Origin of the sequence: Pseudomonas grimontii (assembly GCF_007858185.1) — a bacterium.
In the GTDB taxonomy this organism is placed as follows: Bacteria; Pseudomonadota; Gammaproteobacteria; order Pseudomonadales; family Pseudomonadaceae; genus Aquipseudomonas; species Aquipseudomonas grimontii.
The window spans coordinates 43,321-56,146 of sequence record NZ_VFES01000009.1 but is presented as its reverse complement, the minus strand read 5'-3'; the positions used below and the strand labels follow the sequence as shown (position 1 = coordinate 56,146).

General features: G+C 61.7%; 11 protein-coding genes. 4 read left to right on the top strand and 7 right to left on the bottom strand.

Annotated features, from left to right (window positions below; genetic code table 11):
* The first annotated feature begins 143 nt into the window (after positions 1-143).
* The 3 genes from FIV39_RS15440 to FIV39_RS15430 all read left to right on the top strand — a co-directional run bounded on the left by FIV39_RS15440 (position 144) and on the right by FIV39_RS15430 (position 3,035).
* Positions 144-824 carry a response regulator gene (locus FIV39_RS15440; protein WP_090399933.1) on the top strand — a complete coding sequence of 227 codons (681 nt, stop codon included), beginning with the start codon at positions 144-146 and terminating at the stop codon, positions 822-824.
* The gene (locus tag FIV39_RS15435; protein ID WP_090399931.1) at positions 821-2,143 is read left to right on the top strand and encodes an ATP-binding protein; all 1,323 of its coding nucleotides are present in this window, start codon (positions 821-823) and stop codon (positions 2,141-2,143) included. The genes FIV39_RS15440 and FIV39_RS15435 overlap by 4 nt, the downstream gene beginning before the upstream one ends.
* Positions 2,144-2,267: 124 nt before the next feature.
* Positions 2,268-3,035, top strand: a complete 768-nt coding sequence (locus tag FIV39_RS15430; RefSeq protein WP_090399929.1) for an N-acetylmuramoyl-L-alanine amidase — start codon at positions 2,268-2,270, stop codon at positions 3,033-3,035.
* A 44-nt stretch (positions 3,036-3,079) separates the two neighbouring features.
* On the opposite strand, the gene FIV39_RS15425 is transcribed toward FIV39_RS15430, so the two are convergent.
* Positions 3,080-3,946 (bottom strand): pirin family protein, encoded by an 867-nt coding sequence (locus FIV39_RS15425; protein ID WP_090399927.1) that lies wholly within the window; start codon positions 3,944-3,946, stop codon positions 3,080-3,082.
* A gap of 64 nt (positions 3,947-4,010) precedes the next feature.
* The gene (locus FIV39_RS15420; protein ID WP_146371550.1) at positions 4,011-4,427 is read right to left on the bottom strand and encodes an OsmC family protein; all 417 of its coding nucleotides are present in this window, start codon (positions 4,425-4,427) and stop codon (positions 4,011-4,013) included.
* A 140-nt stretch (positions 4,428-4,567) separates the two neighbouring features.
* Between FIV39_RS15420 and FIV39_RS15415 the strand changes: the two genes are divergently transcribed.
* Entirely contained in the window at positions 4,568-5,590 is a 1,023-nt protein-coding gene (locus FIV39_RS15415) for an amidohydrolase family protein (RefSeq protein WP_090399923.1), read from the top strand.
* A 135-nt stretch (positions 5,591-5,725) separates the two neighbouring features.
* On the opposite strand, the gene fabB is transcribed toward FIV39_RS15415, so the two are convergent.
* From fabB to FIV39_RS15390, 5 genes are all read right to left on the bottom strand, one after another.
* A complete protein-coding gene (fabB, locus tag FIV39_RS15410) occupies positions 5,726-6,946 on the bottom strand; it encodes a beta-ketoacyl-ACP synthase I (RefSeq protein WP_090399921.1) in 1,221 nt (406 codons plus the stop codon).
* Between the two features lie 11 nt (positions 6,947-6,957).
* Positions 6,958-7,473: a 3-hydroxyacyl-[acyl-carrier-protein] dehydratase FabA gene (fabA, locus tag FIV39_RS15405; protein WP_003210552.1), complete on the bottom strand. Its 516-nt coding sequence runs from the start codon at positions 7,471-7,473 to the stop codon at positions 6,958-6,960.
* A 249-nt stretch (positions 7,474-7,722) separates the two neighbouring features.
* Positions 7,723-9,624: an ATP-binding protein gene (locus FIV39_RS15400; protein WP_090399919.1), complete on the bottom strand. Its 1,902-nt coding sequence runs from the start codon at positions 9,622-9,624 to the stop codon at positions 7,723-7,725.
* Positions 9,621-10,550, bottom strand: a complete 930-nt coding sequence (locus FIV39_RS15395) for an ABC transporter substrate-binding protein (protein ID WP_090399917.1) — start codon at positions 10,548-10,550, stop codon at positions 9,621-9,623. The genes FIV39_RS15400 and FIV39_RS15395 overlap by 4 nt, the downstream gene beginning before the upstream one ends.
* Before the next feature lies 1 nt (position 10,551).
* A complete protein-coding gene (locus FIV39_RS15390; RefSeq protein WP_338062206.1) occupies positions 10,552-12,672 on the bottom strand; it encodes a TonB-dependent receptor plug domain-containing protein in 2,121 nt (706 codons plus the stop codon).
* Positions 12,673-12,826 lie beyond the last annotated feature (154 nt).

Here is a 12,826-nt window from a genome sequence, read left to right as displayed (position 1 = left end):
AATGTGTGGCGTTGATTAACCGATGATTAACCGGGCGCTATTCTAAAGTGTAGGGATTATCTGAGCTTGCATCTTTTCACGGCATAATCTGCGCTTAATCCGCTGCATTTTTAATCACCCCCATCTTTCATGAAGGGTTCACCATGCACGTACTGGTCTGTGAAGACGACGAACTGATCGCCAGCGGTATCGTGGCCGGCCTCGGTGCCCAGGGCTTTACAGTCGAGCGCGTGGCCACGGCGGCGGCTGCACGTGCGATGCTCAAGGCGGCGGCCTTCGACATCATGGTGCTCGACCTCGGCCTGCCCGACGAAGACGGCCTCAAGCTGCTGCAACAGTTGCGCAGCCAGGGCCTGGAGATTCCGGTGCTGATCCTCACCGCGCGGGATTCGGTGACCAACCGCGTCGACGGCCTGCAAGCCGGTGCCGATGACTACCTGCTCAAACCCTTCGACCTGCGCGAATTGGCCGCACGCCTGCAAACCCTGTTGCGCCGGATGGCGGGGCGCAGCGTCAACCTGATCGAGCACGGCCGGCTGACCTACGACCCGAGCAGCCGCGAAACCCTGTTGGGCGGCCAGCCGGTGGACCTGTCCCGGCGCGAGCAGGCGCTGTTGCAGGCGCTGCTGCACAACAAGGGCCGGGTGCTGTCCAGCGAGCAACTCAAGGACAGCGTCTACGGCTTCAACGATGAATTGGAAAGCAACGCCCTCAACGTGCATATCCACCACCTGCGGCGCAAATTGGGCAATGGCATCGTCGAGACCGTGCGTGGCCTGGGTTATCGCCTGGGCCCGGCAGATGATGGAGAGAATGCTTCGTGAAAAGCCTGCGCCTGCGCCTGACGTTCAAGCTGGGCGCCGCTTTTGTGTTGATCTGGGCACTGGCGGCCGCCTGGATGCTCAACGACCTGCGCAACCAGATGATGTTCTCCCTCGACCAGCGCCTGGTAGCGTCGGCGCGTATGGTCGCGGGGCTCACGGAGCAGATGCCGGGCCTGGCCAGTGTGAGCGGCGGCGCGCATTTCAGTGCCGAGCAACTCAATGTGCCGGGGGGCATGGCGTGCCAGGTCAGCTCCTTGCGCGGGGAAATCCTCGCCCGCAGCCATACCACGCCGGATGAGGGTCTGGAGTCGCGCAAGAGCGGCTTTCGTGACCAGGTCATCGATGGTGTGGGCTGGCGCAGTTTTACCCTGTCCCGTGGCGACCTGTTGATCACTACCGCCGACCGTCAGGTGGAGCGCGAGGCGTTGAATATGTCGATCCTGCTCGCTGCGTCAGTGCCGGTGGGTGTGGCCATGTTGGGTTGCCTGTGCCTGCTGTGGCTGGGCATCGGCCAGAGCCTGTTGCCGCTCAACCGCATGCGTGACGCGCTGATGCGCCGCAGTGCCGACTCCCTTGAACCGTTGCAGATCCACCCGCTGCCCAGTGAGCTCAAACCGCTGCTCGACACCCAGAACCAACTGTTGCAGCGCATCGCCAAGACCATCGAGCGCGAACGCCGTCTCACGGGTGACGCTGCCCACGAGCTGCGCAGCCCGTTGACAGCGATCAAGACCCACCTGCAAGTGGCGCGCATGACCGAGGGCGCGGCCCGCGATCAGTCCCTGGCCCATGCCGAGGAGGGCGCCGACCGCTTGCATCGCACCCTGGAGCAATTGCTGCTGCTGGCGCGGGTGGAAGGCAGCCTGTCGTTTGACGATGGCGTGCAGTCCAACGCGGAGGAAGTCGCGCGTCTGGCCATCCAGGACGCCAATGCCGGTGACAACACGCGCATCGACCTGATCCTGGCGGACAACCTCACCAAAACCCCGGTGGAAATGCCGGTGGGCCTGGCCGTCGCAGCCCTGCGCAACCTGCTGGACAACGCCTTGCGCCATACCCCGGCCGACACCCGAGTGGAGCTGAGCGTGTTCACCGCTGCCGATCAAGTCGTCTTCCGCGTGCGAGACCACGGCAAGCAGATATCCGCCGAAGACCTGCAATACCTGACCCAACGCTTCTGGCGCAACGGCAACAGCGAAGGCTGCGGCCTGGGCCTGGCGATTGTGCAGGCGATTGTTCAGCGCTGTTCCTGCTCGTTGAAGTTCGACAGCCAGGCGGATGGCTTGCGCGTTGAGCTGGGCATGCCGCTGCGATGCTGATCGCCGTTCTTTCGAGTGCCAAATAGTTACCGCCCCTGTGACGTTCAAGTCTTCAGGATGGCGCTAGTTTTTTTGCGCTTGAACGGGCCGAATGATTCGGCCTGCATTGAAAAGGACGGTTCTTATGTTGGTCATCGACACCAGTTTCCCCGCCACAGGTTTCAACGAACGCAATGGCGAGCCTGTGGGGCAACTGATCCTGCATTACACCGCGGCACCTTTTGCGTCATCCCTGCGCCGCCTGACCCAGGACGGGGTCAGCGCTCACTATCTATTGCCCGACCCGCAAGAGCCCAGCTACCGCGCTGCGGGTTATGACGAACTGCGCGCGTTTCGCCTGGTGGACGAAGGCCAGCGCGCCTGGCATGCCGGCGTAAGCCAGTGGGGCGGGCGGGACGACCTCAATGGCTGCTCGATCGGTATCGAGATCGTTAACCTGGCGCGGGATGACGGCGGCGTGTTGACCTTTCCTGCGTACGCTGAGGAGCAGATCGAGGTCTTGACCGCACTGCTGCGCGACATCCTCGGTCGCTACCCGCAGATCGGGCCGACGGACATCCTCGGGCATTCGGACGTGGCCTACTGGCGCAAGAGCGATCCGGGGCCTCGGCTGCCATGGCGCGGTTTTTTCGAGGCGGGAATCGGGGCATGGTTTGACCCGTCGACGCGAGCCATGTACCAGCGCCGGTTCTGTGTCGGCTTACCGCCTGAAGTGGAGGTGGAGCGGGCATTTCAGCGCTACGGCTATAAGCCTGCGCAGAATCGCCAGGCGTTCGAGCGGCGGACCCGAGCATTTCAGATGCACTTTCGGCCGCGGGATTATTGCGGTGTGTTGGATGCCGAAACCTGCGCGATCCTGTATGCACTGAATGAAAAATACCGCGGACTGTGAAGCTGTGCGCAGTTCAAATGTGGGAGGGGGCTTGCCCCCGATAGCTATCTCACCGGCAACTCAATTCTTTCAGTTTCACCCGGTACCGTCGGCCAATCCCCAGCCGCCCACCGTTGCCTGGCCTGCTCGATCTTCAACGGATTGCTCGCGACAAAATTCCAATTGATCCGCCGTGGCCCATCCAGCGGTGCTCCGCCAAACACCACCAAGTGGCAATCGCTCTCGGCGAACAGGGTCATTGCCTGTCCGGCCGGCAGTACCACCAGGCTGTACACTTCAAGCAGCTCGCCCTCCAGCTGTGCTTCACCCTCCAGCACATACACTGCGCGTTCCTCGTGCTCGTCAGGAATCAGCAAGGTCGTGGCCGTTTGCATCTGCACATCTGCATACAACGTAGGCGACAGCACCGGCACCGGTGATTTGAGGCAGAAGCCACTGCCGGCGATCAGGCGAATCCGGACACCCAGGTTGTCACTCACCGGCAGGCTCGCCGCTGGGTGATGGCTGTAATGCCCCGGTCCCTCTTCATGGTCCTTGGGCGATGCCAGCCACACTTGCAGGCCATGCATATTGAAACCGCTGGCCTTGAGTGTTTCGGGTGTGCGCTCAACATGGGCGATCGCACTGCCAGCGGTCATCCAGCTGACATCCCCGGCCTCGACCACTTGGTCGGAACCCAGGCTGTCCTTGTGCTGCAGCACGCCTTCAAACAGGTAGGTGAGGGTGGATAGCCCGATATGTGGATGTTGGCGGATATCCATGCCGCTGCCCGGCGCATAGCGGGTGGGCAGCATATGGTCGAAAAACACAAAGGGTCCGACGCTGCGGCATTCCCGCGAGGGCAGTGGCCGCAGGATCGGCTGGCCTTCGACATCTTCGGCACGTGGTCGGATCACGGTGAGGGGGGTCATGGTGCGTCCCAGTCTGAGCGGGTTAGATGGTACTGAGCATAACCCGCTCGACGAGAGGTTGCCGCTATTGGCTGAACGCACCTTCCGAAAGGTGGGTTTCGATGGTGACCTCGGCGGTGGTCATCAGCTTGTGTACCGGGCAGCGATCGGCCACGCGGTGCAACTCGTCGCGCTGTTCGTCGGTGAGTACGCCCTTGAGCGTCAGCTTGACGTTGAGCTTGTATTTGCCCTTTTGCTCTTCGGTGGCGTCGTGGGTGACTTCCACGGTCACGCCGGTCAGCGGGATGTCCTTCTTCTGGGCATACAGCTTGACGGTCAATGCCTTGCACGAAGCCAGCGCGGCATCGAAGTAATCGTGGGGGGGGGGCGCCGAGTCGTCACCACCCAGGCTCTTGGGCAGGTCGGTAAACAGCTCGTGGTTGTTGATGTTGACGCTGTGGCGGAAGTTGTCTGCGTTCAGCGTATTGACGGTAACAGGCATGGCAAACCTCACGGGGTGGCAGGATGAAGGTCATGCAGTTATAGAGCATGCTGGCACTGGGGTGTTCCACATTTTTTGCCGGCTGAACCCCGGTATGGCGCGTAAGGTCTACCGGTATTCGCCCTTATCGAGGTTATACCGTGCCCTGGACCCGCCTGAGTCTTGCCCTGTTGCTCGCCGCCACCAGCCTTGCCGTGCAGGCCCGCGACTATGCCTACAGTGACGCGCACCTGCATTACGTGGATTTCTTCCAGGAAACGGCGGGTATGGACAAACTGCTTAAGGCGATGGCAGAAAATCGCATCGAACATGTAATGATTTCCGGCATTCCCGTCGCAAAGAAGTGGCACGAAGACGAACCCAAGCGCCCGCGCTACTACGCCGGCGACGATGCGGACGCCTATTGGTACAGCGCCACTGACGTGATTGTTGCCGCAGCGGTCAATAAACTGACACCTGAACAGCGCCAACACTTTCATCCCTTTCTGTCCGGCTTCAACCCCAACGACAAGAACTCCGCCGCCCATATCCAACGCATGCTCGACCTCAACCCAGGGCTGTGGCAGGGCATCGGTGAAGTCTTCACCCGTCACGACGACCTTACCGCCCTCACCTCCGGCGACACCCCGCGCGCCAATAACGAAGCCATGACGCGCATCTATCATCTGGCGGCGGAAAACGACTTGCCGGTAATGCTGCACTCCAACATCACCTCCAAGCGCGAGCGCAACCCGCTGTATTTGGCCGAAGTTGAAGAGCCACTGCGCAACCACCCGCACACCCGCTTTATCTGGGCCCATGCCGGCACCAGCAAGGAGATTCACCGCCATCAGGTGCAGATGGACTTTTTGCTGCCGACGTTGAGTCGCATGCTCGAGGCCTACCCCAACCTGTACATCGACCTCTCCTGGAGCATGCTCACGCCGTACTTGCTGGATGAGGCGGGTAAGCCTCGGCCAGAGTGGGTAACGCTGGTAGAGCGCTTCCCGGAGCGCTTTATGCTGGGTTCGGACGTCGTCGGGCGTTTCAACAAGCTGGGTAAGGAAATGCACCGCTTTGATGTCTTCCTTGATGCATTGCCTGAAGACGTTGCCCACAAAGTGGCGATGGACAACTTCCTGGCCATCCTGCCTAAACCGCCTCGCGATGATGGTGTGCGTTGATATTGCGTTCTCGTCTAACGCAAATGCGGCGGAGCATTGATAACTTCCAGGAGACCGGCTGCAAGGGGGCATCCAGTCGTCCATAAAAAAGCCCCGAACCAGTCGGGGCTTTTTCATGTGATCAACCTGCGGGGCTTATTTACCCTGCCAGCGTTTCAGCACCAGGGTGGCGTTAGTGCCACCGAAGCCGAAGCTGTTGCTCATCACGGTGTCGACTTTGACGTTTTCAACTGTCTTGGTCAGGATCGGCATATCGGCGACGACCGGGTCGATCTCGTCGATGTTGGCCGAACCGGCCATGAAGTTGCCTTCCATCATCAGCAGGCAGTAGATCGCTTCGTGAACGCCGGCGGCGCCCAGGGAGTGACCCGACAGGCTCTTCGTAGAGCTGATGGACGGGGCCTTGTCGCCGAATACCGCACGCACGCCTTCCATTTCCTTGGCATCGCCGACCGGAGTCGATGTGCCGTGGGTGTTCAGGTAGTCGATCGGGGTATCCACGGTGGACATCGCCATCTGCATGCAACGGATGGCGCCTTCACCGCTTGGGGCAACCATGTCGTAGCCATCGGACGTAGCGCCGTAGCCGACGATTTCCGCGTAGATCTTGGCGCCACGGGCCAGAGCGTGTTCCAGCTCCTCGACCACCACCATGCCGCCACCGCCGGCGATGACGAAACCGTCACGCTTGGCGTCGTAGGCGCGGGAGGCCTTTTCCGGGGTTTCGTTGTACTGGGTGGACAGCGCACCCATGGCGTCGAACAGGAACGACTGGCTCCAATGTTCTTCTTCACCGCCGCCGGCGAACACGATGTCCTGCTTGCCCAGTTGGATCTGCTCAACGGCGGTGCCGATGCAGTGTGCACTGGTGGCGCAGGCGGAGGAGATCGAGTAGTTCACGCCCTTGATCTGGAACGGCGTGGCCAGGCAGGCCGAAACGGTGCTGCCCATGGTCCGCGTGACACGGTACGGGCCAACGCGCTTCACGCCTTTTTCGCGCAGGATGTCCAGCGCTTCCATCTGGTTGAGGGTCGATGCGCCGCCGGAGCCGGCGATCAGGCCGGTGCGTACGTTCGATACCTGGTCTTCGCTCAGGCCGGAGTCGGCGATGGCGTCTTTCATGGCCAGGTAGGCATAGGCGGCAGCGTGGCCCACGAAACGATAGATCTTGCGATCGATCAGTTCTTCGAGGGGCAGGTCGATGGAGCCGGAAACCTGGCTACGCAGACCCATTTCGGCATATTCCGGGTTGAAGCGGATGCCAGGGCGACTTGCACGCAGGTTAGCGGTGACGGTCTCTTTGTCATTGCCCAGGCAAGAAACGATGCCCAGACCAGTGATAACGACGCGGCGCATGCGGATAACCCTTAAAAGTTGTCAGTGGAAGTAAATACGCCGACCCGAAGGCCTTCGGCAGTATAGATCTCGCGACCGTCGACAGTCACCGAACCGTCAGCGATGGCCAGGTTCAGCTTGCCCTTGAGGACGCGCTTGATTTGAATGTTGTAGGTGACTTTCTTGGCGGTCGGCAGGACCTGGCCAAAGAACTTCACTTCGCCCGAACCCAAGGCGCGGCCACGGCCTGGCAGGCCTTGCCAGCCCAGGTAGAAGCCGACCAGTTGCCACATGGCGTCGAGGCCCAGGCAGCCCGGCATGACAGGGTCACCTTCGAAGTGACAGGCGAAGAACCACAGGTCCGGGGTGATATCCAGCTCGGCGACCAATTCACCTTTGCCGTACTTGCCACCCTCTTCGCTGATATGGGTGATGCGATCCACCATCAGCATGTTCGGGGCGGGCAGTTGCGCGTTACCTGGGCCGAACAGCTCACCGCGACTGCAGCGCAGCAGGTCTTCCCGAGTAAAGGCGTTTTGTTTGGTCATGCGAGCTCCTCAATAATCCCATGCGGCAGGGTAGGGCAAATCTTCCCGAACCGAATGAAGCGTTCATGCCTCATGTCGGCAGCCTACACATAGACTATTGCGTTGTAGTGAAAGTCACAGCGGCAAGGCACTGAATGTACACTTGTTCACTGAAATTTTAAACCGAGCCTGTTTATGGGCCCGTTCGGGTGCCTAAGACTGCCGCACTTTCGTCTTTCACGCCAGTCGGAGTTGGCTGATGGCGCGCCGCTATTGCACCCAGCGCTGCAGGATTTGCTGCAAATCCGTGCGTTTGAACGGCTTGGCCAGGTAATCGTTCATTCCGGCCGCAAGACAAGCTTCCCGATCGCCCTGCAAGGCGTTGGCGGTCAGGGCGATGATCGGCAGGTCAGCGCAGCCGGGCAGTTGGCGGATCTGCCGAGTGGCTTCGTAGCCGTCGATCAAGGGCAGGCGACAATCCATCAGGATCGCGGTGAAAATCAGGCTCTCGGCACTGCGGATCGCCTCGGCGCCATCGGTGGCCAGGCTGACTTCAAAGCCCAGGCTGCGCAGCATGGCTTCGACCACGGTGCGGTTGACCGGGTTGTCCTCCACCAGTAACACATGGCGACCCTCGCCGGCGCTGTGCTTGCCCTCGGCATCCAGGACGATCGACGGCTGGCTGTGCTGGTCGATGGCCAGGGGGATCTCCAGGGTAAACACCGAGCCACGGCCTTCTTCGCTCTGCGCGCGCAGGGTGCCGCCCATGCGTTCGGCCAGGGTACGGGCGATGGGCAGCCCAAGACCGGTGCCGCCGTAACGTCTTGAAATGGAACTGTCGGCCTGCTGGAACGCATCGAACATCAATTCCAGGCGCTCGGCGGAAATCCCGATGCCGCTGTCACGCACGGTGCAGGTGAACCACACCAACTCATGGTCGAGGATCTGCCAGTGGGGCTCGACGCTGACGGTGCCGTGTTCGGTGAACTTCAAGGCATTGCCGATCAGGTTCACCAGGATCTGGCGGATCCGCGTCGGATCGCCCTGTACCCGGAGTGCGTCCATGCCGGGCGGGATCGGCAGCTTGAGCGCCAGCCCGCGCTGCTGGGCGCTGTGCTGGAAGGCCTGGGCGCAACTGTTGATCAGGTCAGCCAGGTTGAACGGGATATGCTCCAGCTCCAGGGCCGCGCGTTCGATGCGTGAGAAGTCGAGAATGTCGTTGATCACCTTGAGCAAGTGCTCGGTGGATTCGGAGGCCAGCGCCGCGTATTCAGTCTGCTCCTCGGTCATTTCGGTGGTTTCCAGCAGTTGCAGCATGCCCAGCACGCCGTTCATCGGCGTGCGCAGTTCGTGGCTCATCATGGCCAGGAAGTCTGACTTGGCGTTGTTGGCCCGTTCGGCCTCTTCGCGGGTCTGGATCAACTGGGCGATGGCCTGCTGTTGTTCGCGGCTGGCCTGGTTGAGGCCTTCGGCGAGGTTGTTGATATGCCGCGACAGGTCGCCCAGTTCCGAGTCATCCACAATCGGCAGCGGCGTTTTGTAGTCGCCTTGCTGGATGGCCTTGACCGCATGGCCCATGGCGCTGATCGGTTGCGACAGGCTCGCCGCCAGGCGCCGGGCGAGCAGGAACGTAAACAGCAGGGCGAACAGCGCGAGGATACCGGCCTTGAACAGGATTTCCTGCTGGCGCTGGCTGAAGGCGTCATTGGACATACCGACGATCACCCGGCCCAGGTAATCCGCGCGGGGTGCCTTGGGTTCATTGAGGTTGTCCTGGAAAAAGTCATTGCCCAGCTGGATATGTTGCAGGCGGATCGGCGCCTGGAACACTTTTACCGACAGCGAGCGGTCGTGTTTCTCCGAGGGTTGTTCGACGTACACCAGGATATTTTCGCTGCTGTCCTGAATCTCCAGGAAGCGCACATGGGGCGTGGCCAGCGTGGCGCGCAGCAGGCTGTCGAGCACATCGTTGTTGCCCGAGATCACCCCATATTCGGTGGCCGGTGCCAGTTGGTTGGCGATCAATTGGCCGGTGTGGTCCAGTTCCTGGCGCAGGTCCTGGATACGCACGAAGGTGAAGAAGCTGATCAACAGCAACGTCAGCAACAGCGCCGGGCCCAGGGTGATGAGCTGGGTGCGGGTATTGATGTCCCAACGGCGACGCAAGGTCATGGGCGTTTTTCTCCTTCGGCCATTCGGGCGGCGACGTTGGCTTCGTCCACCTGTTCGATGCCCAGTGAGCGTGCGACTTGCGCGTTACCCACGACTTTGAAGTGTTCGGGGTACAGCGCGCGTGGCCAACCGGCCGGCGGCTGGTCCAGCAAACGGTCGAGTACTGCCAGCCAGTCGTTCTGGTCGCTGTAGGTGCTGGCGAGGCTGCCGGCTCGGACAAACCCTGCGTTGGGCCCGAACAGCGGCAATTGCTGGGCGTAGCTGCTCAGCAGCAGGTTCTTTGCGGTCTTCGGGTTGTACAACTGCGGGTCATCGAGGCCGAGCAGCACGTCGCTGTTCCTGAACAGGCTTTGCAGCGGACGACTGTCGTTAGTGTTGTCCCAGCGCTGCGGCACGATCTCCAGCTCCAAGGCCGCCGCATGCTGGCGCAGTTCGGGCAGCAGGAATTCACTGTCGACGCCGTAGAGCACGCCGATGCGCCGTGCCTGGGGCAGGACGCTGGTGATCAGGCGCAGTTGCCGCTCCAGCGGTGGGTCGCTCCACAACAGGCTGACCCGCGCGTGCCGTGAGGCCTCCGGGCGCTGATGGGCTTGTAGCCGACTGATGCGCAGTACCAGCGTCGGCGGGCCTTGGGGATCCCGCAGGCGCCAGTCGAGGCCGGGCAGGTCGAGCAGGATCAGGCGTGTGCCGGCGGGCAGGTGGCTTGGCGCTGGCAAGTCGGCGAGGGGCGTGAAGGTGATGCGGTCTTCGGGACGTTGCTGGGCCAGCGCCTGGGCAAAGGCTTCTACCCCGGCGCCGTCTTCGGCGGCGGTCAGCAGGATCTCGGCGCTCCAGGCCGGTGCGCACAGCAACAGGCCGGCCAGCAGCACGGCAAGTCGCCGGAGCTTATAGATAAAGAAGAAGGTCATCCGTGACGAGTCGCCCATGTCAGAACTCTAACTCCGCGCTGAAGTAGAGTACGTGACGATGGTCGTAAGTGTTATCGGCCCAGGTGGTGGGCTGGTTATCGAGGCGTTGTTGCAACATGCCGGCCAGCTCCACATTGGCTTTGCCCAGGGCAATGCGCTTGGCCACCCGCAGGTCGACCCGTTCGAAACGATATTGGTTGAGTGCGTCGTCGCCATAGTAGAACAGCGCGCTGGACCAACCTTGGCCCCATTCGCGCAACCAGCCGGCCGAGCCACTGTTACGCGCGGTCTGCGCTTTGTCCAGCGGGTTGCTGGTGGTGGCGTCGACGTAAGCATAGGTCAGCCGCAGGCGGTCGGCGTTGCTTACGCGCCAGTCGAACTGGGACTCGGCGCCGGTAAACCGCGAACTGTTGGCGTTGCTGGCAATGTACTGGTTATTGCGCAGCGGCGAGCTGATCATGTCGGTGATTTCGTCGTAGAACAGCTTCACGTCCATGTTCAGCCCGATGTCGGCAAAGAACCCGTTGTAGCCCAGCTCCCGCGAGCGCATCAGCTCTTTGTCGAGGTTGCCCGGACCCCGCGTTTTCACGAAGTACTCTCCGGAACTCTGCCCATAGGCCGGTGAACTGAGGTTGGTGACGCGGTAGCTCCAGTTGACGTTGTTCTCGAACATGTCCGGCGAACGGATGGCTTCTGAGTACACCGCGCGCAAGCCGTGGCGCGGATTGATCAAATAGTTGACCGCCACCCTTGGCGTCAGCGAATGGCCGCTCAGGTGCGTGTCTTCGAACATGGCGCCGCCTTGCAGCAGCCAATGCTCACTGGCGCGCCATTCCAGCTGGCCGAACAGGCGCCAGGTAGTGTCGTCCAAGGTGCCGTTGAAGTAGGTATCCGAGTCGGCGCGGTCGTAGCGGTAGTTCATGCCGCTGACCAGACGCAGGCTGTCGGACAGGCTGAGGGTGTCTTGGATTTCCATGTCGTAGCGGCTTTCGCGGGTGCTCTGGTCGATGTCACCGCAGACGCTCTGGTTGGCGCCGTTGCGCCACTGGTCCAGTACCTGGTTGGCCAAGGCTTGTTCGGCAGCACTGCCCGGTGGCGCGGAGCCCTGGCTGTAGGTGTCCATGTGCCGGGCCAGCCGTTCGGCATAGTTGGGGTTGAGCTGCCACAACTGGGTCAGCTCGGGGCTGAACGAGACCTTGGCGTCGCAGGCCTTCCAGATTTGCCGGCGGTCCCACTGCTGGGCCGAGCCTTGGATATACAGGCTGTGCTCGGGGTTGAAATCAAAGTTCCAGCGCAGGGAACCGGCGTAGTCCTTGGCCGTGACGTCGGAATTGTCGCCGCCCTCGGTAATCCCGGCGAATACCGGGGCGTAGGTGTAAGGGCGCTGGTTAGTGCCTTCCTTGGCGTTCAGTTGCCAGTCGATACTCTGCTGCGTGTTCAAGGTCTGGCTCACTGCCAGGCTGAAGCGGTTGAGGCGACGGCCGTCCCGGCGATCGGCGCCAACGGCATCGCTGTCAAAGCCATCGTCCTGTTGCCCGGACAGCGACAGACGCAGATCGCCGGTTTCCCAGCCCACGCCCTGGCTGGCATAAAAGTCATCGATGCCCCGCTCACCGCGAATCACCTTCACCCGTGAGCCATGGCTGTTGGCCGGCGAGCGCGTAAGGATATTGACCACCGCCATCAAGGCATTCGCCCCGTAGCTGACGGTGTTGGGGCCGCGGAAGACCTCGATGCGCTCGATGTCCTCCATCGCCACCGGAATGTCGCTCCAGTCCACCGTGGCCAGGCCCGCGCGGTACACCGAACGCCCGTCGATCAACACCTGCATGCGTCGCGCATCGCTGGCACTGGTGCCGTGGTAATTCACGGCAGCCTGGTTGCCGGTGGTGTAGCCGACCATCATCCCCGGCACCAGGCGCAGCAGCTCGCTGATGTCCCTTGCGCCGCTGGCCTTGATCAACTCGCTGTCGATCACGGTCATGCTGCCCGGCACGGCGGCGGCCGACTGCTTTAGGCGCGTGGCGGTCAATACCTGCGGCAGCGGCTGGCTGTCGAGGAACAGGTCGTCAGCCAGCGCAGGTGCACTGCACAACAGCATAAGCAGTAGAGATGAACGGGAAGGAGGGCCCAAATACACGACATGGCCTTGATAATGACGGATAGCCGCCCATGTTAACTGAGGCGAGGCTATTTGCCAGTCGTCGCCCTTGCAATTGCGTCACACGGGTATGGTATTTCCCGACGAACGTAGGATTTGATACGGGGGCTGGCCGCAAGCGGGTCGCTCCGTA

Coding starts and splice junctions, on each gene's coding strand:
- FIV39_RS15430 (WP_090399929.1), top strand. CDS start 2,268: ATGTTGGTCATCGACACCAGTTTCCCCGCCACAGGTTTCAACGAACGC.
- FIV39_RS15440 (WP_090399933.1), top strand. CDS start 144: ATGCACGTACTGGTCTGTGAAGACGACGAACTGATCGCCAGCGGTATC.
- FIV39_RS15420 (WP_146371550.1), bottom strand. CDS start 4,427: ATGCCTGTTACCGTCAATACGCTGAACGCAGACAACTTCCGCCACAGC.
- FIV39_RS15395 (WP_090399917.1), bottom strand. CDS start 10,550: ATGGGCGACTCGTCACGGATGACCTTCTTCTTTATCTATAAGCTCCGG.
- fabA (WP_003210552.1), bottom strand. CDS start 7,473: ATGACCAAACAAAACGCCTTTACTCGGGAAGACCTGCTGCGCTGCAGT.
- FIV39_RS15400 (WP_090399919.1), bottom strand. CDS start 9,624: ATGACCTTGCGTCGCCGTTGGGACATCAATACCCGCACCCAGCTCATC.
- FIV39_RS15425 (WP_090399927.1), bottom strand. CDS start 3,946: ATGACCCCCCTCACCGTGATCCGACCACGTGCCGAAGATGTCGAAGGC.
- fabB (WP_090399921.1), bottom strand. CDS start 6,946: ATGCGCCGCGTCGTTATCACTGGTCTGGGCATCGTTTCTTGCCTGGGC.